Genomic DNA, 25,307 nt, shown 5'->3' with positions numbered 1-25,307 from the left:
ATAAAAACTTTTAGAATGTGAAAAAGATATATAAAATGGAAAAGGATATTTTTTTAAAAAAGGTTTCAGAGCTATTTCTCCAAAACGGAGCCAAAAGTTTGACGATGGATGACATAGCAAAAGAGTTGAGGGTTTCTAAGAAGACACTTTACAAAGTGTACGAGAGCAAGGAAAATCTTCTAGAGGAAATTTTGGAATTTAACATCGAAAAGGTTCTTTTTAAGATGCAACACCTTGATGAAAATGTAGATAATGCAGTAGAACGGATGTTTAAAAGAGATGAAGATATAGAAAAAGCATCTAGGACTAATGATTCAATTATGCTAAGACAACTCGTTAAGTACTATCCCCAAATTTTCAAAAAGCATATGCTGTTCTTTTCTGAAAAATTTTCCGAATTACTTATTCATAATATTGAAAGAGGAAGAACACAAGGACTTTACCGTGAAGATTTTGATGCACAACTATATTCAAAGTTGTTTTTTCAAATGACCATGAGCTATGATAATTCTCCTTTTCTGGATACTTCTCAATTGTGCCGCTCTGAATATCAGCAGGAATTACTGCTTTTTTATATGAATGCCATAACTACAGAAGAAGGTAAGAGGTATATGAAAGACTTATTAAAACACTCATAAAATTCTTTTCAAAAAGATTAATATTTAAGTGACATGGTAAACAGTGATTTTGAAAAAGAAAAGTTTTACGATCTGTTGGAAAAGGAACTAAATATTAACCTTGATCTCCCTTTTATGAAATTCATGACACTTCAAGAACTTAATATTACAAAACCGGAAATTAATTTGTTCCTTAATACCCTTGAATCTATTTACGATGTCTATATTAAAGAACAGAATTTAAATTTGGACATTACCTCTAAGGAGTTTATAGAAAGAATCGAATCGCACTTAAATGCTTTGCATAAAAAAACCAGCAAAAACTTATAACCCGCACCATTGAAGAAAAAGATGATATCGAGCTTTGTCCGGATCTTCTGGTAATCTTTTAATTACCTCTTTCCATGGGGATCTTTTAATTAATAGAATATATAATGATCTTAGAACGAGTGAATCAGTCGAAGTATTTTAAAGCATCAATAGCCTTTTCTTCATCTCCTTTCCCTAAGTAGGCCATGAAATTTCTCTCTGTGTGGTGGCCGGTAATAGTTTTTAAGTGTGATAATGGAACTTCTCCGTAATAGTTGGTTGCAAAGCTCCTTCTGCCGATATGACTTGTCACCAGCTTCCACTTTTCATAAAAATCTGATTTCTTCCTAAACTGTTTTTCGGCAACTTCTATTTTTTTGCTCCCCCAAACTTCTTCCTTTAACCCCGCTTTCTTACATACCACTTTAATATATTCGTTATACTTTGGATCAGGAAGAGGTTTGGGAAATTCCCCATTCCTTTTATCGAGGATCTCCCTGACCTGTTTGAGCAAAGGGATGGTCATAATTTTACCCGTTTTCTTCTGAGTGAATTCGAGCAAAAACTTATCATCTTTCTTCCTAATCATATCTTTATTAAACCGCATAAAGTCGGAAATTCTTTGCCCGGTAAAGCACGAAATTATTAACCAGTCCCTGGCAGTCTCCAGGTGCTCTTTCGTAAAGCTCTTCTTCTTAATTTTTTCCAACTCCTCAAGAGTGAGGAATATTTTCTCTGATTCCTTAGTTTTTGTTTTGATGCTGTCTAATTGCCGACTTGTTTCCAAACCTTGGCTATAGGCGTGTCTTGCTACTGTTTTAGTAAACTTAATGGCTCTTGCAATGGTATTGTAAGCATAGCCTTTTTCAAGCATAAAATTTTCAAAATCCCTTTTGAAATCAAGATTGATATCCTTCAGTAGAATAGGGTGGTTTAAGCTATCCTGGAATTTTACCAGCATTTGCTTAATTACGTTTGACTTTTTTACAGTAGCCGGGCTCACATGCTCTTTTCTTTCCTCAATATAGACTTCCACGTAAGAGATAAGGTCATCTGGCTTCTCCTTTACTTTTTTTGGATTATAGTAATCATTAATTGTTTTCTGAAGCCATTCTTTAGAGATCTTTTCAGGATCGGTAGAATTAAAGGATTGCAAAATATGAGCTTCAATTTTAGTCAGCTCCTGGTTAATAGAATTCTGTTTTTCCTTGAGCTCCTGGATCCTGTTTAGTTCATCAATATCATTGGTCCTTTTGAATCGTATTTGCAGATGTTCTTTTTCCCAATATTGCCTCGATATCTCCAGCTTTGTTTTTCCTCCAAGGGAAAAATCATTATAACCCTTAGGAAATTTTTCATCAGTAATTCGGTAGAGTAATCTCAGGTTTAGAAAAGCTTTAGGTTTAGTAGAACGGTAGAGGAAATTTACGCTTGCCATGTCAGATATTTTGTACAGTCAAATGTAGATAATTTGTACGATAGTTGTACGGTTAGGCGCAAATAAATGCAAACGGCCTCAATCTAAATCGAAAATGACATTAGGCAGAAATGCTGTTATACCGCGTTTTTACTGATTTTATAGCCGTGTTTGGGGATTTTTTTAGATTTTCATTTTTGTGGTTGTGTGGTTCAGGTGGGACCACATCTAAAAACCTGCTTTAAAGCAGGTTTTTTTGTTTTTGCTCACCTGGGCGAGAAGCCTGTCCCGAGCTTTGCCTTTTTAGGCGAAGTCGAGGAAGCCCTGGGGAGGACCACAGATGTAAACCGCGATCATCTTAAATACAAGGTGTTGCGGTTTTTTTATCTAGAGGTGTCACTTTTTGTGTGACAATACTTTCGAGCAATATGCATCGTGATTGATGTTAGTTCCGTTGGGACCATTCATGACATTCTTTATACTGATTTCCCAAAGTGCCAACTCCTTATACTGGGAGCCATAGAAGTGAGGAAGTATCTTTTCAATTCTACCGAAAAGCTTTTTAATAATTCGTGCTTTGGATAGGAATTCTATTGGAAAAAGCCTAAATGTTAAGAGGTTATTAATTTTATCTATAAGAAAATTTGTTTTCTTGATATAATTATTTAGGTTTGTGTAATCGATTACATTATTAAATTGACAGCGGAACTCCTGATAAATTTTCACGTTAACAATAACATTACTGTAAAGGCGCCAATCTGTCAATTTCCTTTGTTTACTCTATTTGTTTCTATTTAACATTTGATAAGATACCTACAGGTGAATTTATCAATGTTAAAGCGAAAACGTTTGAGTTAAAAAAGGGGGAGTAGAGCCCTCCTAAGATTAAAACTAAACCAAATTATCTTGTACTATGAATTTTAAACTAAACGAGCTGTCTTCACGGGTATATTTGTTCTTGCTTGGTTTTTTCCTTTTGCTTGGATCAGAGGCATTGGCCCAAGAGAGTATTACTGTTAGCGGTACGGTACTGGACTCACAAACACAGGAGCCTTTGCCGGGAGTGAACATACTTGAAAAGGGCACTTCTAACGGAACGATGACCAACTTTGACGGAGAGTATTCCATTGAAGTTTCCGGACCTAATTCTGTGTTGGTCTATAGCTTTGTGGGATTTCGCACCCAGGAAGTAAACGTAAACGGCAGAAATAATATAAGAGTCGAAATGCAATTAGATCAAAATGCTCTTGATGAAGTTGTAGTTGTGGGGTATGGAACTGCAAGAAAATCGGATCTTACCGGATCTGTTGTATCCATTTCGGGAGATAAGCTGGACGAACAGGCGAGAGCAAGTGTAGCAGAGACCCTTACCGGAAGGCTTCCTGGAGTACAGGTTCTCTCCACTGAAGGTTCTCCCGATGCCGAGATCAACATCAGGATCCGCGGTAATGGATCCCTAACCCAGGATAGCTCTCCTTTAATTATTGTTGATGGATTTCCGGTAGCCAGTATGGGAGATATAAGCCCTACAGATATCGCGAGCATTTCCGTATTAAAAGATGCTTCATCAACAGCCATCTATGGATCCAGAGGTGCTAACGGGGTTATTATTATCACTACAAAAGATGGAATCAGTGGAAAGATCAGTGTTAGCGTAAATGGCTTTTACGGATTTCAGAAGATCGCCGAGACCATTGATGTGCTAAGTCCGGAAGACTTTGTGAAGTGGCAATACGAGTATGCGTTGCTTGACGATCCCGAAAATCTTGACTCTTACGAGCGTTTTTTCGGATTGTGGCAAGATTACGATCTGTATGTGGGTCAGGAGGGAAACAACTGGCAAAAGCAGATCTATGGAAACATGGGAGAGGTGCAAAGTCATGATATTTCAATTAGAGGCGGATCTGAAAAAGCCAGCTATAATTTCAATTATGCTCATTATGATGTAAATACAATCATGTTGGGGTCAGCTTATACAAGAGATAATTTGGCATTGGCACTTAAAAGCGAAGCAGGAGAGAAGGTAGATCTGTCTTTTACTGTAAGATATTCAGAAACTGAAATTGATGGAGGAGGAACAAATGAGCAAAATGAAGTTTCCTCTGCAGATTCAAGGCTTAAATATAGTGTACAGTACTCTCCAATACCTATTTCAGGTCTTACTACCACCAATACAGATGAGGCTCTTACAGGGTATTTGGTAAACCCTTTTGTTGCGACTGCCGATAACGACAGGCAACAGCTGAGAAGAAACTACAATATGTTGGGAAGCTTTGGCTGGGATATAGTAGACAATCTCAGGTTTCAGTCAGACTTTGGTCTTGATTACCGCATTGAGCAGGATTACCGTTATTATGGAAGGTCTACCTATTATTCAAGAAACAGACCCTCTGCCGATAACCAGGGTTTACCTTCTTTAGTTTATAGCGATCGTAAACGTGAAAGCTTCAGGAATGCCAATACTCTTAACTACGATTTTGAGGATTATCTTGGAGAAGATCACAATTTAAGAGTGCTTCTTGGACAGGAGGTTATCATTACAGAGGATAATGAGGAAACTTCTGAAATACAGGGTTTCCCTAAAGATTTTAATTTTGAGACTACAAGAAAGCTTACCACACAGGGAACTCCTCAAAGTGTAGATAACTTCTATAGGCCAGATGATAAATTATTGTCTTTCTTTGGCCGTGTTAACTACGACTTTAGAAATAAATATCTGCTTACAGGAACTTTTAGAGCAGATGGATCAAGTAAATTCTTAGGAGACAATAGATGGGGGTACTTCCCTTCTGCTGCGGTTGCATGGAAAATTAATGAAGAGGATTTCCTTCAGGATGCAGAATGGCTGGATGTACTTAAGTTGAGATTGAGTTATGGTGAGGCGGGGAATAATAACATTCCTGCCGGTCAAACCGTACAAAGTTTTCAGTCCAACACTACAACTTATCTTAACGGGATTCCAACTTACTGGTCTGCTTCCAGGGTTCTTGCCAATCCAGATCTTAAATGGGAGACTACTGTGACTCAAAACGTAGGTCTTGATTTTGAAGTTATGCAAGGCGTGTTGAGAGGTAGTCTTGAAGCTTATAAAAACGTGACAACAGATCTTCTTCTGGCCTTTAGAACGCCAGGATCAGGATATGAATATCAATACCGTAATCTTGGGGAGATCCAGAACACAGGTGTTGAAGGATCGATAAATTACAATCCTATCATGAAGGATGACTACAGACTTAGTCTTGCCTTAAACGTATCTGCCAACAAGAACAGGATTAACTCTTTAGGTTCTCTTGAGAACTACCAAGATTATTCGGGTTGGGCGTCTTCAGAAATAGGAAGTGATTATGCCGTATGGGTTGGTCAGCCTGTTGGGGCAATGTATGGTTATAGAAATGCGGGACGTTATGAGGTTGCAGACTTTAATTTTGATCCTGAAACCAACACCTACACTCTAAGAGAGGGCGTAGTAGATAACAGCAGTATTATTGGTGAAGTAAGACCTGGTTCTATAAAGCTGGAAGACATCACAGGTGATGGAATAGTTGACATCAATGATAACTCCATAATAGGAGATGCGAACCCGGATTTCACAGGTGGATTTGTAATTGATGCCTATGTATATGGTTTCGATTTCTCTGCAGCCTTTAACTTTAGCGTTGGAAATGATGTTTATAATGCCAACAAAGTTCAGTTCACTACTGCCAATGAAAATGGACAGTATCGTAACCTAAGTTCTGAAATGGCAGATGGAATAAGGTGGACAAATCTTAATCCTGAAACAGGTCAGTTAATCACAGATCCCGAAGCATTGGCAGCTGCAAATGCAAACACTTCTATGTGGTCTCCATATATGGGCAGGTATGTGTTTAGTGATTGGGCGGTTGAAGATGGTTCTTTCCTAAGGCTTAATACTCTTACTTTGGGTTACACCGTGCCTAATGCACTTGCTTCCAGAGCTAATCTTACAAAACTAAGATTCTACGCTACTGCAAACAACGTGTTTATTCTTACTGATTATTCTGGTCTTGATCCTGAAGTTTCTACAAGGAGAAGAAGTCCGCTCACACCGGGAGTTGATTACTCTCCGTTCCCAAGAAGTAAACAAATTGTGTTTGGACTAAATCTTAATTTCTAAAATTAAATGAAAATGAAAAATATTATAAAAGTCTGTACCGTGCTTTTCTTCACAAGCCTCCTGGTATCCTGTGAGGAAGAATTTTTAGATGCTCCGGCTAAATCTACCCTTGATGAATCTACTATATTTTCTACTGTTGATTTGGCAAAGGGAGCTGTGGATGGAATTCTGGAACCAATGGGACAAACAAACTCCTACAGGGGTCGTTTTATTCCTTATTATGGATTTAATACAGATGTAGAGTACAATTATAGCGCCGGGGATGAAGGTTCTGATGCAGATCTTGTGTACTATGACGCAAAACCGAACAATTCCCGGATGAATACCGATAACAATGCCTGGGCTATGATGTATCAGGGCATTGAGCGTGCTAACATTGTGATTAGAGGTATTAGAAATTTCGGTAATCCTGAACCGGGTAACGAATTCGGACAACTCCTGGGAGCGGCGCTTACTTATAGAGCTGTTTACTATGCAGACCTTATGAAGGCCTGGGGAGATGTGCCTGCGCGTTTTGAGCCAATAACCTCAGAAACACTTTACCTGCCAAAGACCAGCCGTGACAGCATTTACAAAAAACTAATTGCCGATCTTGGGGAAGCGGCTACCTTAGTTGCCTGGCCAAATGAAACTGCCGCAACCACTTCTGTAGAGCGTATTAACAAAGCATTTGTAAAAGGGTTTAGAGCCCGGCTTGCTATGGTAGCTGCCGGCTACCAACAGTATCCCGACGGAGTGAGAAGAAGCAATGATCCAGATCTCTCTGTTGAGAAGATGTATAGCCTGGCCCTTGAGGAAGCCCGTTCTGTAATAAATAGTGGAAGAGCACATTTAGAACCTTCCTTTGAAGGCTTTTGGAGGAAGTACAATACTGAAAATACCAATGCAGGTGGAGAATCCCTTTGGGAAATTCCTTTTGCCGATGGACGTGGCCGGGTGCTGTTCTCCTTTGCCGTACGTCACCGTAGTGTAGACCAGTTTACAGGTCAGCCAAGAGGTGGTACTGCAGGACCTACACCAACAGTTTTTTACGATTTTGATGAAGATGACACCCGTAGGGATGTTACTGCTGTACCATTCCAGTGGGGTACTGCTGTAGATGGAATTGCTCAACAGGAACTTACAGGTATTGACATGTGGTACTTCGGAAAATACCGTTATGAGTGGATGGATCGCTATGTGACTTCTACAAATGATGACGGAGTGAACCTAATTTATATGAGATATGCTGAAGTGCTTTTAACTGCTGCCGAAGCGGCCAATGAACTTGAAGGTCCCGGAGCTGCTGCGCCCTATCTTAAGGAAATTCGCCGCAGGGCCTTCCCTTCAGGGCTTCATGCAGAAAAGGTAGATGCATATGTAGATGCTCTTGGTTCAAAAGAGGAAATGTTCGATGCCATCGTAGAGGAATACAAGTATGAATTTACAGGGGAAATGGATAGAAAAATGGACCTAATCCGATGGAATCTTTTAAGTGAGAAACTTGAAGAAGAGAAACAGGAGCTGGAGAATCTGGAGAATAGAACCGGAGACTATGCAAATGTTCCAACTACTTTATATTATAAGTATGCAGATGATGGATATACTCTAATTGTCTACGGACTTAATAGAGGAGAAACCGGTAACCCCGGACCTGAATATTCTGCATTTCCATGGGATCAGCCTCTAGATGAAATCCAGAACACCCTGGTTAAACCGGGAGTAGATCCGGATAATAGACAGTTTTGGCCTATATGGCAGGTTTTCATCGATGCAAGTAACGGTCAACTAGTAAATGACTACGGCTACTAGAACCTAAACAGAATTAATATATAAGGTATGAAAGTAAAAGATATTTTTAAAAGTTTATTAATAGCTATGCTGGTTGCAGTTACTGTTATGGCCTGCGATTATGACAAGGAACTTATCGAAGAGCTTCCGGTAAGCCGGGAATTCGCGCCGGTTAATTTAAGAACCTTCGTAAGGAATCAGGTAAATGTAGAGCTGAATTGGACAGTAGACGAAAACGCTAATAGTTATATAGTAGAGTTTGCTAATGATTCATTGCAATTCGACAATATTGTGAAAACAATTGAGGTGAAGCCAGAGGAACTTCCAGTCCTGGTGCCTTTGGAAAGTGAAACCTTATACTCCGTTAGAGTAAAAACCATAAGTGACAGGGGACTCGACGATTCCTCCTGGACAGCAACCACCTTTAGGACCTTGACCGAGCAGATCTATATTGAAGGCGAGGATGGTGACATTATGGCTAAGGAAGCTACTTTGAGATGGGTTCCGGGTAGTGAGGTAACCGAAATAGTTCTGAGTCCGGGTGATATAACCTACACAATCTCGCCAGAGGAAAGAGCTGCCGGAGTAGCGACTATAACCGGTCTTACCTCGGAAACTGAATATACTGCTATTTTATACAACGGTAGTAGAATTAGAGGGGTAAAGACCTTTACTACTGGAATAGATATTGGTGATGGAATACTTGTCACTCCTGAAGACGATTTATTACAAATGATTGCAGATGCCAGCTCAGGAGATATTCTTGTCCTGGAACCTGGGGACTATACAGCGCAAACAGGTACTGTAACTTTGGATAAATCTTTAACTATCAGAGGCTTGAGAAGTTTTGATAAGCCGCTACTCCAGCTAAACTTTGAATTGATTGCCGGAGCTGAGGATGTCGCATTGATCGATCTCAACTTACAGGGATTAGGTGCAGGATCTTCAGAACTTCAGGATGTTGTCAGATATACCGCCCCCGGAAATTACAACTCTCTATTGATTAGTGGTAGTAACGTTTATGATTACGCACGTTCCTTCATTGCAGGCAATGAGACAGGAGCGATATTGCAGACTTTGACTGTAGAAAACAGCATTATTCACGACATCTTTACTTCAGGAGGAGACTTTATAGATTTCCGGAATGCTGATGTACTTAATATTAATCTGCTAAGCAACACTTTCTATAATGTTGCTCCAGATAGAGACTTTATTAGAATGGATGCCAGTGGTACTTCGAATGATACTGGTTTAACTTCCAATATTCTTATCGATAGCAATACGATCTATGCCGCTTCTGATGATGACGGTAGAAGATTGTTATATGTACGGTTTGTATCGAATGATGTGATTGTAAGAAATACCCTCATAGTAAATACAGCGTCAGAAGGATATGCAGATAGAGAAGGAATAGATGAGTCACCAACTTTTGGTAACAACAACTACTTCAATGCTCCCGGATTCTACGATACAGCACAGTATATTTTTGATGATAGTAACTACACAACTCTTGATCCAGGTTTTGTAGATCCGTCAACAGGAGATTTTACAGTTACGAACCAAACTTTAATCGATAACCAGGTGGGAGACCCCCGTTGGAGATAAAATGCAAGGATCTTTGTAAATAGTAAAAAGGGTATGCATCGAAAGATGCACACCCTTTTTGTATTTACAGAAGCTAGCCGCGGTGGAAACGAATTGGCGTGAGAAGTGAAAATGTAAAGATATATAGGAGGTTGGAAAGAAATCCAGGGAAAAATTTGTCATATCTCGAGGGTTTTGTGCAAGGCGAGTGGAGTAAGTAAAAATTAGACCAATGCCTGCTTTTTGTGAGAGCAGTAAAATCCCGCCATCTAAAGATGGTACATATTAACTTTTAAACTTAAATGGAATGATGAAACGACTACTCTTTTTCTACCTCTGTCTCTTAACGGGGATTTTTTCGGGGTACTCCCAGGACGGATCTCCGGCTCTGCCAGATGTCTGGGATTTTGGTGCTTCGCAGCTGGACGAGTCTCAGTTCAACAATCAGTTATCTGTTGAAATTATTAACTCCTGGTATGACGAATCAATTACTCCGGGTACTGCAGGGCAAACACTACCAGATTTTACAGTTGGGGACCTTAGCTTTACAGGCGGAGGTAGTGACCGGCTAAGGACAACAAATACTGCCTTGACCCGCTATGATGAAAATATTGATGAATATGAAGATTTTAAGGGTAGAGTATACATCAATTCTTCCGGTGCTACCGGGAGATATTTCAGTCTGGAATTAGAAGAAAATGATAAAGTCACTATTTGGGCGCTTACTCAGAATGGTACGGGGAACATCCATTTTGAAAATGTAGCAGATCCTTCCCTGCAGAACGAAGTAACTGCTGTAGGGGAAGAACTTACGGAACTCACTTTTGTTGCTCAAACCGCAGGGACCTATCGCATTTATGATGATACCGATAAGCCAAGCTACTTCAGAATAATGCGGGAAAGCGATAGCGCTTCTGCAGGAATAATTAATGGCGAGGATGTCTGGGATTTTGGAGCTACACAATTGGATGAAACCCAGTATAATAATCAGTTGTCGGTAGAGGTAATTAACTCCTGGTATGACGCATCTATTACCCCCGGTAGTTCTGGTAATACACTACCGGATTTTACCGTGGGTGACCTTAGCTTTATCGGGGGTGGAAGTGATCGCCTAAGGACCACCAATATAGCATTAACCCGCTATGATGAAAATATTGATGATTATGAAGATTTCAAAGGAAGGGTCTATATCAACTCCTCCGGAGCTACAGGAAGATACTTCAGTCTGGTTCTTGAGGCCTATGATGAGGTAACAATTTGGGCGCTCACGCAAAATGGAACAGGGAATATTCATTTTGAGAATGCTGCAGATCCAGCGCTGCAAAATGATATAGTTACAGTAGGGGGAGAACTCACCGAACTGAATTTTACTGCGAAAGCCGCAGGCACTTATAAAATTTATGATGACACAGATAAGCCGAGTTATTTCAGGATTGTTCGCAAGACCGCAACTTTTTCTACTGTAAGTGGTAGCGTAGATATTACTGCGGCAGCTGGAATCCCTGCCGATTACACCATCGTTTTCACCAATGAGAATGGTGATTCATGGAATGCTTCCGTCTCTGCCGGAACTTTTTTTTTAGATATCCCTGCCGGATATACTTACGATATTACCTTAGAAGGAGCCGACGGGTATTCCATACCCGGAAGCACCAGCCTGGAAGTGACTGAAAATACTTCGCTAAACCTTATAATCCAGGAGGATGGAGCTTCAGCAGGAGACGGTTTGGTCGATGTCTGGGATTTTGGAGCTACACAACTGGATGAAACCCAGTTTGACAATCAATTATCGGTGGAGGTTATCAACTCTTGGTATGATGCTTCTATAACTCCCGGTAGTTCTGGTAATACACTACCCGATTTTACTGTAGGAGATCTAAGCTTTACCGGTGGCGGAAGTGATCGTTTAAGAACCACTAATACAGCACTGACCCGTTATGATGAGAATATTGATGAGTATGAGGATTTTAAGGGGAGAGTTTATATCAACTCCTCTGGCGCTACAGGAAGATATTTCAGTTTGGAACTACAGGAAAATGATGAGGTTATTATCTATGCTCTTACTCAAAATGGAAATGGTAATATACATTTTGAATATGTTCCAGATCCAGGTATACAAAACGAAGTAGTTGCCGTGGGTGGTGATCTTACAGAGCTAAAATTTATGGCAAAAACCTCAGGTACCTTTAAGATCTATGATGATACAGATAAACCCAGTTATTTCAGAATAGTGCGCGAAAGTGCTACCTACACTACGATAACAGGAAATATTAATGAAACTGAAGCTGATGGCATACCCTCTGACTACAGCCTAATATTTACAAATGAACTGGGAAAATCGTGGAGTATTCCTGTTAACAATGGAGGTTCCTTCAGCGTAATACTTCCTGTTGGTTACAAATATGAGGTTTCTTTGGAAGGTGCAGATGGTTACTCGGTAAGCAGTGCGGCAAGCGTGGAAGTGACGGAGAGTACCACTCCCTTTAATATCAATATTTCTAAGGATTTGATTTATGTCGAAGGTCTTTCCGATGTATGGGATTTTGGTGCTACACAACTGGATGAATCTCAGTATAACAACATGCTAAATGAAGCAAGGATTAACAGTTGGTACGACGAATCCATAACTCCGGGGAGTGCTGGAAACACGCTGCCAGATTTTACAGCTGGTGATCTTAGCTTCACCGGAGGTGGAAGTGACCGTTTGAGAACCGTAAATCTCGATCTTACCCGTTATGATGAAAATATCGATGATTATGAAGACTTTAAAGGGAGGGTTTATATAAATTCCAGAGGAGCTGCTAACCGGTATATGAGTCTGGAATTAAATGAGGATGATAAAGTGACTCTTTGGGTGCTCGGCCAGGATGGAAATGGGGAAATTCACTTTGAAAATATTGGGAATCCTGAATTACAAAATGACGTGGTAAATGTTGGTGGTGAACTTCAGGAAGTAAGTTTTGTGGCAAAGGCTACCGGAACCTATCATATTTATGACACTGCCGATAAGCCAAGTTATTTCAGAATTGTTAGAGAACCTGCTACTTATGCAAGTGTATCCGGTAACATAGATCTTTCTGAAGCCCCGGGAATTCCTGATGATTATGCCATAGTATTTTCTATTGAAGAAGGAAAAACCTGGAGCATTGATCCAACCGGTGATTCCTACCAACTTGATCTTCCAATGAATTTTGAATATACTGTATACCTGGAAGGAGCTGATGAATATGTTATCTCAAGTGGCACATCGCTGAACATTAGTGAAACAACGGCCACTTTTGATATCAGGATTGAAAAAGTGGAGCTTTATACTGTTACAGGTTCTATAGTTGGCCTGGGCGAAAAGATCTCCAATTTAGCTTTGGCCTTTAATCCGCCCCCTGCTGCTGATGCTCTTTATGTGCCGCAACCAATAATTGATACCGATGCAAGCACGTACACCGTAAGGCTTGAGCCAAATACTTTATATACCGTTGTAGGTGAAGGGGTGGAAGGCTACTTCATACCGGAAAATACAGTGGAAATTACAGGTGAAAGTACCACCGACATTGTTTTTGAACCGGTACCGGATGGACCTTACGGAGACCTTGATGAGGATGGAATATTAAACGCTGAAGATAATTGTCCTACCACTCCCAATGCCGACCAGGCTGACCTTAATGAAAATGGAATTGGAGATGTTTGTGAAGATGATGATGGTGACGGGATAATCAATTATGAAGATAATTGTGCCGATACTCCTGAAGGTGCTGTTGTAGACGTATTTGGTTGTGAGGTTTTCAGTCTTCCGGCAAATAACTTCTCAATATCTGCTCAGGAGGTGAGCTGTAATGGAAACGGTGACGGTGAGATAACTATAAGTGCCGCTGATACCAGCTATACCTATAATATTACTGTGGTAAATGCAGGTGCAGATGCAGACTCTGCAGTTTTATCCTCTTCAAACAATTTTGCAACCAGCTTTAGTAATCTTCAGGCGGGAACCTATGATGTTTGTGTAACTATTGATGAGCAGGATAATTATGAGCAGTGTTTTAGAGTGACCATAGATGGACCAACTCCACTTGCAGCATATTCTGCTGTGAATTATGCAAATAATACTATGAGTCTTACTCTTGATGGAGCGGAACAATACAGGATAGAGCTTAATGGACAGGTTACTATCACGTCACAATCCAAAGTTGTACTGGACCTTAAAACAGGTATGAATAAGTTTTCAGTTAGTACTGATTCCGACTGTCAGGGAACTTTCTATGAAGAAATCTTCCTTTCTGAAGAAGTGGTGCTTTACCCTAACCCAACCATGGGAGACTTAAGGGCATACATCAACGGAATAGACAGTACCATCAATGTTTCATTAATTGATATTCGTGGACAGCAGTACCTTTCAAAAGAAATGGTAGTTCCTTCAAACAGGATTATTGAACTCGACCTTAAAGATTTTAGAGAGGGAGTTTATTTTCTAATGTTGAAATCTACTACGGTCAATAAAACTCTAAAAGTTATTAAATCATGAAAAATTATATAGATATACCTTCCGGCAATATGCAACGACTCCTGCTACTTTTCCTGGTTGCTCTGGCGGTGTCATGTTCCAGTGATGATGACGAATTAGATGTAAATACTACAGTTCCCGGGGAGGCCAGTCTGGTTCTTCCACAGGATAATACCCAATGCGAAGTAGGAGAGGTTGTAGCTAATATGGCCGAAGTTTTCTTTGAATGGGAGGAAGCCACCGATGCCGAAAGATACGACCTGGTGATCACCAATTTGGCTACCCAGGAAGTTAAGCAAAGGCCCAACCTTGAAACTACAGATTTAATGGTAAGGCTGGAGAGAGGTTTTGCCTATTCCTGGAAAATCATTTCCAAAAATTCGGGTGAGGATGTTACAGAGTCCGCCTCCAATAAATTCTATGTTGCTGGAGAACCGGGTTCCAACAATGTGCCTTTTCCGGCATCACTTAGCTCACCGGCCTCCGGAGTTAAAGTAACACCGGTGGACGGTATGGTAACCCTTGAGTGGGATGCTGCTCCTACCGACACAGATGGAGATCCTCTGGTATTTACTTTGTTTGCCGACAAGGTTGATGGCAATCAGGAACCTCCTGAAGAATGGAAAGGCCTCACTGTTAATTCAATGGAGATAGAAGTAGAGCCAAACAGTCTATACTACTGGCATGTGGAAACTAGCGATGGCAGGAATACCGCGATTAGCAACACCTACACCTTTAGGACGGGTGATAATGTTTCATCTGTCAATGGAACCATAGTATCTACATCACAGGAAATTCTCGATGCCATAGCAGCGGCTATTCCAGGTGTAAATATCTACATACGTGGTGGGGAATATACTTTTGACTCTACTATAAAAATAACTACTTCTGGGAGTGCGAATAATATAATCTCTTTAATAGCACATCCTGAGAACGAAACCCGTCCACGGTTTAATTTTTCATCAATGACCGAGGATTCTTCTAACCGGGGGATCGAATTGGAGGCCAGTTATTGGCACATCAAAGGTATTGATGTCTATAAAGCAGGGGATAATGGAATGTTGATAAGAGGTCATGATAACCTTATTGAGTTCTGTACTTTTTCTGAGTGCTCAGATACCGGGCTGCAATTAGGTAGTGGTGCTTCTAATAACCTGATATTAAATTGTGATTCCTTTTTTAACGCCGACTCTACCTTAGAAAATGCTGATGGTTTTGCAAGTAAGTTAGATGTTGGTACCGGAAATAAGTTCGTTGGGTGCAGGGCATGGCAAAATCTTGACGACGGGTGGGATGGTTACCTTAGGAATGCCGATAATGTTACCACGATCCATGAAGATTGCTGGTCAATACAAAACGGTTACCTAAAGGATGGCTCTGTGAGCGGTGGAGACGGAAACGGATTCAAGACCGGTGGAAGCGACAACAAGGATCTGAAGCACAATGCACTGTATATAAGATCGATTGCTGTAGGTAACAGGTTTGATGGATTTGATCACAATAGCAACAGGGGAGAGGTGACGCTTTACAACTGCTCTGCATATGATAATGGAACCAACTATGGCTTTGGAAGTACAAATCCTCTTGAAAAGCTGACTATTAAAAACAGTAATGTTCTTGGACCGGTTGGAAGTATAAATGCAACTACTCTTGATGTTACCCACAACAGCTGGATGGAGGGAGTTGAGTCTACTGTGGATGATTTTGTTAGTATAGATTATTCTCAACTAACCGGCCCCAGAAAACCTGATGGAAGTCTTCCTGATGTTACTTTTTTCCACCTGGAACCAGATAGTGATATGATAGACGCGGGAGTAGATGTAGGCTTGCCTTATAACGGTTCTGCACCAGATCTTGGCGCGTTTGAATTTTAAGCTGAAGGAATTCAGAAGAGAAATTTTCTGAATACCAAAACGTTTGTTAGCTAATGGATCTAATAGGCACTTCTATCCAACTGTGAAGGACGGGATTAGTGCCTGTTAGATTTTATTAAAGGTCCCTAAACAAAAACAGGTGTTGGTTCTGCTTGGAAGAAATGATACCAGATGTCTGGAGGACCTTTTCAGAAATGGGATCTCTTGCGAAACTGGACAGAAGTCTGGATTTCGAAAAAAAGACAGGATTGAAGCGTCAAAAAGGCGAAAAAGTGAAGCCTTTTTTGGCTCACGAAATGGAAAGGAATTGAATCTATGAAGAGCATTTTTTTAAAAAAACTAAAATTTTTAATTATAAGTGTGGTAGTGACCGCTCTCCCGACGCAGGCGCAACAGCTGGCTTTTCCTTCAGCCGAAGGTTTTGGCCGCTATGCGACAGGAGGCCGTGACGGAATAGTCTACACCGTTACCAACTTAAATGATGATGGAGAAGGCAGTCTCAGAAAAGGCATTTTAAAGGATGGTCCCCGCACCATTATTTTTGCCGTTTCAGGAACCATAGAACTCGAGAGACCGCTGGACATCAATAAGGGAGATCTCACTATTGCGGGACAAACTGCACCGGGAGATGGGATCACCATTAAAGGTTATCCGGTTGCGGTAAAGGATGACAATGTGATCATCAGGTACATGCGCTTCAGGATGGGAGATATTAAAGGCACTGCCGATGATTCCTTTAAAGGAAGAGGTGTCAAAAATGTCATTTTAGATCACTGTTCCGTGAGCTGGGCTACAGATGAAAATGCGTCTTTTTATCAGAATAAAGATTTCACCATGCAGTGGTGCATTATCGCCGAAGCTCTGAATAGTTCCGTACATTCCAAAGGAGATCACGGTTACGGCGGAATATGGGGTGGTGAAAATGTGACTTTTCACCATAATTTAATTGCGAGTAATCATAGCAGGAATCCGCGATTCAGCGGATCCAAGACTACAGAAAACCTTGAAGGTGAGTTTGTAGACTTCCGAAACAATGTAATATATAACTGGGAAGATAATAGTATTTACGGAGGTGAAAACGGCCGTTATAATATCGTCAAGAACTATTTCAAACCGGGTCCTGCAACCGAAGATGAGGAGAGAATTGTTGAGCCATATGATCCCTACGGAAAGTTCTACGTTCATGGGAACTTCGTGGAAGGTTCAAAAAAAGTAACTGAAAACAACTGGAACGGAGGTGTGCAGGGAGATGATCCTGCGGCTGCACGTGTTGATGATCCTTTTGACATTAACAACAATGTTGACACCCAGGATGCGCGCACTGCCATGGACCTGGTACTGAAAAAAGCCGGTGCCAGTTTAAAACGGGATGCGGTGGATATTCGGATTATCAACGAGACCAGAAGCGGAAAAGCCACCTACGGCAATGGGATCATTGACTCTCAGGAGCAGGTAGGAGGTTGGCCAAAGCTGAAAAGCGGGACAGCACCCAAAGATACAGACGAAGATGGTATGCCCGATGCATGGGAAAAAGCAAAAGGTTTGGATCCGGCTGAAGCAAATGCAAATGGACACGAGCTTGATAAAGGTTATACAAATCTGGAAGTTTATTTAAATGAGCTGGTTGAAAACGATTCAAAAACTGCAGCTGTCGGTTCTTCTGGGTATGACTATGTAGTTTCTGCCGATGGTTCCGGAGATTTTGTAACCGTACAGGAGGCGATCAATGCTGTGCCCGATTTCAGGAAAAAAAGAACCAGAATTTTCCTTAAATCCGGTGCCTATAAAGAGAAGCTGGTACTGCCGGCTTCCAAAACCAATGTCACTTTTATAGGAGAAGACAGAGATTCCACCATTCTCACTTATGACGATTTTGCACAAAAGCTAAATTCCTTTGGAGAAGAGATCGGTACTACCGGCTCCACCTCCTTTTTTGTATTTGCAGAAGGGTTTCACGCTAAAAATATCACTTTTGAAAACAGTGCAGGCCCTGTAGGTCAGGCTGTGGCAGTGAGAGTAGACGGAGATAAGGTCATTTTTGACAACTGCAGGTTTCTTGGCTTTCAGGATACACTTTATCCTCACGGCAGGAACAGCAGACAATATTACCGCAATTGCTACATAGAAGGTACAACAGATTTCATTTTTGGCTGGTCTACTGCTGTATTTGAAAACTGTGAGATCTATTCAAAAGATGGGGGGCACTATATCACCGCAGCTTCCACAGAGGAGGGCGCCAAGCATGGTTTCGTTTTTTTCAACTGCACCCTTACAGGAGATGCGCCGAAAGAAAGCGTTTATCTGGGAAGACCATGGAGACCTTTTGCCCAAACTGTTTTTATCTATACCAAAATGGGAGCTCATATTAAGAAAGAAGGCTGGCACAACTGGAACAAACCTCATGCCGAAGGCACTGTGTGTTATGCAGAATTTGAGAATTCGGGTCCCGGCTGGACGCCCGAAAAACGTGTGGACTGGGCAGTGATCCTCACACCGGAGGCTGCAAAAAAATATACTGCAAAAGACATTTTGGGGGGAACAGACAACTGGAACCCTAACGATATTGAAAACTTATAAATTGAATTCGATGCACTATTCCCTAAAACCGAACATTTATTTATTCCTTTTGTTTATCGCCTTTACCGGATGTAAAGGAACTGAAAAAGAAACGGCCACTGTAGAAGCAATACCGGCACAAGAGGAGCAAAGATACTCCACCTGGATGGCCGATTCAGAAATTAAAAGGAATCCCAAGGGCTGGACCCTGGACTTTAATGAAAAGCCAAAGTGGGAGTACACTCATGGTCTTATCATGACCTCCATGGAGAAGCTTTACGAGGCTACCGGAGATGAGAAGTATCTCGATTACATCAAGAACTTTGCTGAATTCATGATCAATGAAGAAGGCGTGATCAAGACCTATAAACAATCAGATTACAATATTGATCGCGTGCAGGGAGGCAGATTTCTCATAGGTCTTTATGAAGAAACAGGAGAAGAGAGATATCGCAAGGCTGTGGAGACGCTAAGAGATCAAATGAGGGAACACCCCAGAACTTCTGAAGGTGGTTTCTGGCACAAGAAGATCTATCCTTCTCAAATGTGGTTGGATGGCCTGTACATGGGTTGTCCCTTCTTAGCCCGCTATGCTGCAACCTTTGACGAACCGGAACTTTTTGATGATGTGGCCAAACAGTTTGCACTGGTAGATAAGTACCACTACAGTGAAGAGTCGGGTCTTTACCACCACGCGTGGGACGAGAGTAGAGAGCAGCGCTGGGCAGATCCTGAAACAGGACTTTCCTCGAATTATTGGGGAAGAAGTATTGGCTGGTTTGCTATGGCTGTTGTCGATGTGCTGGATTTCCTACCTGAGGATCATCCAAGACGCGACGAAATTGTCGATATAGCGCAAAAACTTGCCGAAGGCATTGTAAGATATCAGGATGAAACAGGCGTGTGGTATCAGGTGATGGATCAGGGAGACAGGGAAGGAAATTATCTTGAGGCTTCTGCATCAAGCATGTTCGCATATTTTCTACTTAAAGGAGTTGATAAAGGTTATCTCGATCCAAAATTTAGAGAACATGGTATTCAAGCTTACGAAGGGATCCTGGAACAGTTCATTGAAGAAAACGAGGATGGAACCATTAGCCTTACCGATGTAAACGGAGTTGCAGGACTGGGAGGTGATCCTTACCGCGATGGCTCTTACGAATATTACATCAATGAGATCATCAGAGATAACGATCCAAAAGGAGTAGGGCCATTTATTCTTGCCTCTCTGCAATATGAAGACCTTCAGAAATAACGATCAGAAACAATACAATGAAATCAATATCGAAATATTTAGCTTTTTCTCTACTAATAGCCGCCTTCGGCTGTAAAGAAAATGGAAATAAAGAGGAACGTCTGATTCCGGAAAACAGCGCGACTGCTCAACCACAAACCTATGCCGAGATCTCGGTGAAGAAAGGAGGCCAATGGGAAGGCCGGGAATACAAAGGCGGCACTTTTGAGAATGTAGAGGAACTAACGCTGCCACCGGAGCATACAGATCATTCCTACTACATAAGGTATGAAGGCCCGGGGTGGGAGAATCCACAGGTGGGATACCGACTGTACCTCGACTGGCGAAATGCCATAGATGTCTTCGGAAAGAAAACAGATACTCTGGTCCTTCCGCAGGTGGGGCAGGACGGTTTTGATTCTTACCACGAGGAAGCTGCCTGGGGCATGGATATCCTAAAGGCCGGAAAATCATTGGGAATTGGGAGCTACGGCAGGTTCATGAATGACACTGTAGCCCACTTCAGGAATGTAGGTAATACCCGTGCGCACGTCTCAAATTCAGATGCCTCTTCAGAAGTCAGGATCGAGTACTCCGATTGGGTAACAGGTGCAGATACTGTGGATCTTACTTCAACCCTCAGCATTTTTCCGGAAGGTCGTTTTACCAAAGCCACATTAGACCTTTCTGAACCTCTTGAAGGACTTACAACAGGGATCGTAAAGTTTGAAAATATCGACCTGCTTCAGAAGCAAAGTGAAGCTGGAGAGTGGGCATACATCGCTACTTACGGCAATCAGACTTTAGTCAACGATCAGGACAAACTTGGTATGGCGCTGTTTTACAAAACTGCCGATGTGAAAGAAGTTAAGGAAGGTCCGCATGACCACCTGGTGATCTTCAACGAAACGGCAGAACCAATAACCTATTATTTCCTTGCCGCCTGGGAACAGGAGCCGGGAGGGATCACTACCAAAGAGGCGTTCATCACCGAACTTGATGAGCATTTAAACCGACTTCAGGAATCCGGAAAATTAGAATAAGATGAACAGGCTTAAAAATTTAGCGGCAATATTCATTCTTTCAGCTTTTGGAGGAGAAATAACAAATGCTCAGGAAAATTTTAAGTCGAACGTATGGGTGGCCGATCAGGGAGATGGCACTTATAAAAATCCTGTTCTACATGCAGATTATTCAGATCCCGATGTGGTGAGAGTTGGGGATGACTTTTATATGACTTCCTCTTCCTTTAATTCGGCCCCTGCCTTACCGATCTTGCACTCTAAAGACCTGGTAAATTGGAAGTTAATAGGTCATGCTTTGGATCGCCAGGTGCCCGACGAACATTTCAGCTCCCCCCAACATGGAAATGGGGTTTGGGCACCGGCTTTTCGTTTTCACGAAGGGGAATATTACATTTACTGGGGAGATCCCGATTTTGGGATCTATATGGTGAAGACCCAAGATCCTGCGGGAGAATGGGAAGAGCCTGTACTGGTGGAATCTGGAAAAGGGCTTATTGATCCCGCGCCGCTGTGGGACGAGGACGGGAAAGCCTATTTGTCTCATGCCTTTGCGGGAAGCCGTGCAGGAATAAAGAGTATTTTGGTTGTGAAACCTATGAATTGGGAAGGCACCAAAACTACCGGTGCCGGAAAGATCGTTTTTGACGGTCATGAAGATCATCCTACAGTAGAAGGCACCAAGTTTTACAAAAAGGACGGCTATTATTACATTTTTGCCCCTGCAGGCGGAGTTTCCACCGGATGGCAATTGATCCTGCGTTCAAAGAATCCTTACGGTCCTTACGAGGAGCACGTTTCTCTGGCACAGGGCAGCACAGATATCAATGGACCACACCAGGGTGCCTGGATCGAACTGGAAAATGGAGAGGACTGGTTCATTCATTTTCAGGACAAGGAAGCTTACGGGCGTATAGTTCACATGCAGCCGATGACCTGGAAGAATGGCTGGCCAACAATGGGAGAGGATAAAGACGGGGATGGAACCGGGCAGCCGGTAATGTCTTTCCGTAAGCCCAATGTAGGAAAAACCTATCCTGTACAAACTCCAAAAGATTCTGATGAATTTAGCGAAAATAATATAGGGCTCCAGTGGCAGTGGCAGGCAAATCCCAACGCTACCTGGGCCTTTGCCAATCCGGCGAAAGGACAGTTGCGACTATACACTCAATTACTGCCGGCAGGAGCAAAGAACCTTTGGGATGCGCCAAGCCTCTTACTGCAGAAGTTTCCTGCACAGGAATTTACCACTACAACCAAATTGACTTTCCATCCAAACAAGGATCTGGAGAATGAAAAAGCCGGACTCATTGTGATGGGAAGATCCTACGCCTATGTGGCTCTGGAAAGCAAAAAGGATGGGATCTATGTGGTTTTTGCTGAAGCCGAAAAAGCAGATGAAGGAAATCCGGAACAAAAGAAACAGCTGAAAAAGCTATTAGGAAAGGAAGTTTACTTCAGGGTAGAAGTGGACAAAAATGCGAAGTGTACCTTCAGTTACAGTGAAGACAGAAGGAAATTCACCAAAATAAATGAAGATTTCACAGCAAGAGAAGGAAAGTGGGTTGGTGCAAAAGTCGGGATATTTGCCACTAAAGAAAACAAGACCAACGACTCAGGTTACGCCGATTTTGACTGGTTCAGGTTTAGTAAGTAAAAAATGAATGTTATGAGTTTTAAACCTTTCTTTTTAATAGTCATTTTAGTTCCTTTTCTCATGTTTCAGCAGGAGGAGGTGGTAAAGGTGTACCTTATAGGTGACTCTACCATGGCCGATTACAGCGGCGATTATGATCCCGGGAAGGACTACATGAAAACACGATATCCTTTGATGGGATGGGGGCAGGTGTTTCAGGAAACAATGATTAAAAAGAACCTGAAACCTTTGTCACATATAATAAAAAGAGATTCTGTAGTAATTGATAACAGAGCTCGTGGTGGCCGTAGCACCCGCACTTTTTTTGAGGAAGGGAGATGGTCTTCGGTTTATGAGAGTCTTCAAAAAGGAGATCTGGTGTTGATGCAATTTGGGCACAATGATGCCGCCGAAAATAAGCATGAGCGGTATGTTACGGTAGAAGGTTACAAGGAGTACCTGCGGCTTTACGTAAACCAGACCCGTCAAAAAGGTGGAATTCCGGTGATTTTAACTCCTGTGAACCGCAATTACCCCTGGGAAGACGGTAAACTGCAGAATGTACATGGAGACTATTACACAGCTGCTGTTGAGGTGGCAAATGAACTGAATGTGTATCTCATTGATCTTACACAAAGATCGATGGATCATTTTACCGAAAAAGGTAAGGATTACGTAACCGAAAATTACTTCATGAATTTTGGCCCCGGTATTTATGAAGCTTATCCCGAAGGTAGCAGCGACAATACGCATTTTCAACCTGAAGGAGCTAAGGCAGTTGCGAAACTGGTATACGAGGGACTAGTAGATCTTAGGGATCAAAAGCAAAAAAAGCAGTCTCAAAAATGACATTTTTGAGACTTCATATTTTTTCCCTGTTCTGTAGGATTTTAACGCTAAAGAAAACCTTTTCGCTGAAAAAATTCTATATTTGTGTAATCGATTGCATAAATTGGAATCCCACAGGGGGTGCGGCAGGAAGTCCTACCTTCTGCACTTTAGAGTAAAACAAAGTAGAATAGCAAAAACACTTCGAAATGACAAAATCAGAATTACGTTACGCACATCATCCAAATGATGTCAAAAGATATACTACCCAGGAGTTAAGAGAACACTTTTTGATTCAGAATCTCTTCAGTAATGACGAGATCAATCTCACATATTCCATGTATGACCGGTTCATTGTAGGTGGGGCTTTTCCTGTAAGTAAGGATTTGAAACTTGAAACCATTGATGATCTAAAAGCCGAAAATTTTCTGGACCGCAGAGAACTCGGGGTGATCAACGTTGGCGGAACCGGAGTTGTTGAGGTTGATGGAAAGGAATTTCAGTTGGCGCACAAAGAAGCGCTTTATGTAGGAAAGGGAACTAAAAATGTCGTTTTTAAGAAGTCAGGCGGAGATCAACCTGTTTTTTATCTCAATTCTGCTCCTGCGCATAAAGAATATCCCACTAAGAAAGTCGGAAAAGAGGATGCTGAAGTAGTTCACCTGGGGGATGAAAAATACGCCAACAAAAGGATCCTGAACAAACTTATCGTGAACAGTATAGTTGAGACCTGTCAGTTACAAATGGGAATGACCGAGCTGGTTGAAGGAAACGTGTGGAACACCATGCCTCCACATACACATGCCCGTAGAATGGAAGCCTACTTCTATTTCGATTTGGAAGAGGGGCAAACCATTAGCCACTTCATGGGGCAGCCGGATGAAACAAGACACATCTTTATGAAGAACCATCAGGCAGTGTTATCTCCGGAATGGTCTATCCACGCCGGAGCCGGAACTTCAAATTATACTTTTATTTGGGGAATGGCAGGTGAAAACCTCGATTACGGAGATATGGATAAAGTTGATCCCGGTAACCTCCAGTAATTATGAAGTTATTTGATCTAACCGGAAAAACAGCTTTGGTTACAGGATGTAACCGCGGAATTGGCTTCGCCATGGCCCAGGGTCTTGCAGAAGCGGGCGCAGACATCATCGGTGTTTCTACAAGCTTAAAGGCAGAAGGTTCAGAAATTGAAAAAGCAGTGAAAGCTGCCGGAAGAAAATTCTCAGCCTATCAATGTGATTTTTCAGACAGGAAGAGCCTATACGCCTTTATTGAAAAAGTTAAATCTGATAATTCGATCATTGATATCCTCGTGAATAACGCCGGAACCATCATGAGAAAACCTGCCGCCGAACATCCCGATGAATATTGGGATAAGGTGATCGAGGTGAATCAGAATTCTCAGTTCATTTTGACCCGGGAGATCGGGAAAGAAATGATCAGGAGAGGAAGTGGGAAAATTATTTTTACAGCCTCCCTTCTCACTTTCCAGGGTGGAATCACAGTTCCCGGATACGCAGCTTCTAAAGGTGCCGTGGGGCAACTTGTAAAAGCCTTCTCCAATGAGTGGGCTTCAAAAGGGGTGCAGATCAATGCCATTGCTCCCGGCTATATAGCTACAGATAATACAGCAGCCTTGCGGGAAGATGAGGATAGGAGCACTTCTATCCTTGCGAGAATTCCTGCAGGTAGATGGGGAGAACCCGAAGATTTTAAAGGGCCTGTTGTCTTCCTTGCTTCCAAAGCAAGTGATTACATGAACGGCTCCATTGTTTTGGTAGATGGTGGCTGGATGGGCCGCTAACTCCATAAATTTTGAATAAA

At 41.8% G+C, this 25,307-nt stretch carries 15 protein-coding genes; 14 read left to right on the top strand and 1 reads right to left on the bottom strand.

Features of this window, described 5'->3' with window-relative positions:
- Window positions 1-35 precede the first annotated feature (35 nt).
- The gene (locus CRO16_RS04265; RefSeq protein ID WP_097055079.1) at window positions 36-638 is read left to right on the top strand and encodes a TetR/AcrR family transcriptional regulator; all 603 of its coding nucleotides are present in this window, start codon (window positions 36-38) and stop codon (window positions 636-638) included.
- A gap of 433 nt (window positions 639-1,071) precedes the next feature.
- Here the strand turns inward: CRO16_RS04265 and CRO16_RS04255 are convergent, their stop codons facing one another.
- On the bottom strand, window positions 1,072-2,364 hold the full coding sequence (locus CRO16_RS04255) for a site-specific integrase (protein WP_097055077.1): 1,293 nt from the start codon (window positions 2,362-2,364) through the stop codon (window positions 1,072-1,074).
- Window positions 2,365-3,256: 892 nt separating this feature from the next.
- Here CRO16_RS04255 and CRO16_RS04240 point away from each other — a divergent pair.
- The 13 genes from CRO16_RS04240 (at window position 3,257) to CRO16_RS04185 (ending at window position 25,287) form a co-directional block, all read left to right on the top strand.
- Window positions 3,257-6,478 carry a SusC/RagA family TonB-linked outer membrane protein gene (locus CRO16_RS04240; protein ID WP_097055074.1) on the top strand — a complete coding sequence of 1,074 codons (3,222 nt, stop codon included), beginning with the start codon at window positions 3,257-3,259 and terminating at the stop codon, window positions 6,476-6,478.
- Between the two features lie 12 nt (window positions 6,479-6,490).
- Complete coding sequence (locus CRO16_RS04235) at window positions 6,491-8,269, top strand: RagB/SusD family nutrient uptake outer membrane protein (protein WP_097055779.1); 1,779 nt, start codon at window positions 6,491-6,493, stop codon at window positions 8,267-8,269.
- Between the two features lie 27 nt (window positions 8,270-8,296).
- On the top strand, window positions 8,297-9,853 hold the full coding sequence (locus CRO16_RS04230; protein ID WP_097055073.1) for a DUF5123 domain-containing protein: 1,557 nt from the start codon (window positions 8,297-8,299) through the stop codon (window positions 9,851-9,853).
- Window positions 9,854-10,139: 286 nt separating this feature from the next.
- On the top strand, window positions 10,140-14,348 hold the full coding sequence (locus CRO16_RS04225) for a thrombospondin type 3 repeat-containing protein (protein ID WP_143544414.1): 4,209 nt from the start codon (window positions 10,140-10,142) through the stop codon (window positions 14,346-14,348).
- Window positions 14,345-16,201 carry a right-handed parallel beta-helix repeat-containing protein gene (locus CRO16_RS04220; RefSeq protein ID WP_097055071.1) on the top strand — a complete coding sequence of 619 codons (1,857 nt, stop codon included), beginning with the start codon at window positions 14,345-14,347 and terminating at the stop codon, window positions 16,199-16,201. The genes CRO16_RS04225 and CRO16_RS04220 overlap by 4 nt, the downstream gene beginning before the upstream one ends.
- 152 nt (window positions 16,202-16,353) lie before the next feature.
- Window positions 16,354-16,512, top strand: coding sequence for a hypothetical protein (locus tag CRO16_RS16100; RefSeq protein WP_179670483.1), 159 nt, complete (start codon window positions 16,354-16,356; stop codon window positions 16,510-16,512).
- A 4-nt stretch (window positions 16,513-16,516) separates the two neighbouring features.
- Entirely contained in the window at window positions 16,517-18,778 is a 2,262-nt protein-coding gene (locus CRO16_RS04215) for a pectinesterase family protein (RefSeq protein WP_097055070.1), read from the top strand.
- Between the two features lie 10 nt (window positions 18,779-18,788).
- The gene (locus CRO16_RS04210) at window positions 18,789-20,012 is read left to right on the top strand and encodes a glycoside hydrolase family 88/105 protein (RefSeq protein WP_218839720.1); all 1,224 of its coding nucleotides are present in this window, start codon (window positions 18,789-18,791) and stop codon (window positions 20,010-20,012) included.
- A 17-nt stretch (window positions 20,013-20,029) separates the two neighbouring features.
- Window positions 20,030-21,034 carry a DUF4861 family protein gene (locus CRO16_RS04205; RefSeq protein WP_097055069.1) on the top strand — a complete coding sequence of 335 codons (1,005 nt, stop codon included), beginning with the start codon at window positions 20,030-20,032 and terminating at the stop codon, window positions 21,032-21,034.
- A gap of 1 nt (window position 21,035) precedes the next feature.
- Window positions 21,036-22,670 (top strand): glycoside hydrolase family 43 protein, encoded by a 1,635-nt coding sequence (locus tag CRO16_RS04200; RefSeq protein ID WP_097055068.1) that lies wholly within the window; start codon window positions 21,036-21,038, stop codon window positions 22,668-22,670.
- Window positions 22,671-22,682: 12 nt separating this feature from the next.
- Window positions 22,683-23,498: a rhamnogalacturonan acetylesterase gene (locus CRO16_RS04195; RefSeq protein ID WP_245858868.1), complete on the top strand. Its 816-nt coding sequence runs from the start codon at window positions 22,683-22,685 to the stop codon at window positions 23,496-23,498.
- A gap of 188 nt (window positions 23,499-23,686) precedes the next feature.
- Entirely contained in the window at window positions 23,687-24,523 is an 837-nt protein-coding gene (gene kduI / locus CRO16_RS04190; protein ID WP_097055066.1) for a 5-dehydro-4-deoxy-D-glucuronate isomerase, read from the top strand.
- Window positions 24,524-24,525: 2 nt separating this feature from the next.
- A complete protein-coding gene (locus CRO16_RS04185; RefSeq protein WP_097055065.1) occupies window positions 24,526-25,287 on the top strand; it encodes an SDR family NAD(P)-dependent oxidoreductase in 762 nt (253 codons plus the stop codon).
- The last annotated feature ends 20 nt before the right edge of the window (window positions 25,288-25,307 follow it).

Origin of the sequence: Salinimicrobium sediminis, assembly GCF_900215295.1 — a bacterium.
Lineage (GTDB): Bacteria > Bacteroidota > Bacteroidia > Flavobacteriales > Flavobacteriaceae > Salinimicrobium > Salinimicrobium sediminis.
This window is presented reverse-complemented; position numbering and strand designations above follow the sequence as displayed.

What these genes read in the sequence shown, in the direction of transcription:
- CRO16_RS04185 (WP_097055065.1), top strand. Translation starts at nt 24,526, where the DNA reads ATGAAGTTATTTGATCTAACCGGAAAAACAGCTTTGGTTACAGGATGT.
- CRO16_RS04205 (WP_097055069.1), top strand. Translation starts at nt 20,030, where the DNA reads ATGAAATCAATATCGAAATATTTAGCTTTTTCTCTACTAATAGCCGCC.
- CRO16_RS04265 (WP_097055079.1), top strand. Translation starts at nt 36, where the DNA reads ATGGAAAAGGATATTTTTTTAAAAAAGGTTTCAGAGCTATTTCTCCAA.
- CRO16_RS04255 (WP_097055077.1), bottom strand. Translation starts at nt 2,364, where the DNA reads ATGGCAAGCGTAAATTTCCTCTACCGTTCTACTAAACCTAAAGCTTTT.
- CRO16_RS04215 (WP_097055070.1), top strand. Translation starts at nt 16,517, where the DNA reads ATGAAGAGCATTTTTTTAAAAAAACTAAAATTTTTAATTATAAGTGTG.
- CRO16_RS04235 (WP_097055779.1), top strand. Translation starts at nt 6,491, where the DNA reads ATGAAAAATATTATAAAAGTCTGTACCGTGCTTTTCTTCACAAGCCTC.
- CRO16_RS04200 (WP_097055068.1), top strand. Translation starts at nt 21,036, where the DNA reads ATGAACAGGCTTAAAAATTTAGCGGCAATATTCATTCTTTCAGCTTTT.
- CRO16_RS04195 (WP_245858868.1), top strand. Translation starts at nt 22,683, where the DNA reads ATGAGTTTTAAACCTTTCTTTTTAATAGTCATTTTAGTTCCTTTTCTC.
- CRO16_RS04225 (WP_143544414.1), top strand. Translation starts at nt 10,140, where the DNA reads ATGATGAAACGACTACTCTTTTTCTACCTCTGTCTCTTAACGGGGATT.
- CRO16_RS04220 (WP_097055071.1), top strand. Translation starts at nt 14,345, where the DNA reads ATGAAAAATTATATAGATATACCTTCCGGCAATATGCAACGACTCCTG.
- CRO16_RS04210 (WP_218839720.1), top strand. Translation starts at nt 18,789, where the DNA reads ATGCACTATTCCCTAAAACCGAACATTTATTTATTCCTTTTGTTTATC.
- kduI (WP_097055066.1), top strand. Translation starts at nt 23,687, where the DNA reads ATGACAAAATCAGAATTACGTTACGCACATCATCCAAATGATGTCAAA.
- CRO16_RS04240 (WP_097055074.1), top strand. Translation starts at nt 3,257, where the DNA reads ATGAATTTTAAACTAAACGAGCTGTCTTCACGGGTATATTTGTTCTTG.
- CRO16_RS04230 (WP_097055073.1), top strand. Translation starts at nt 8,297, where the DNA reads ATGAAAGTAAAAGATATTTTTAAAAGTTTATTAATAGCTATGCTGGTT.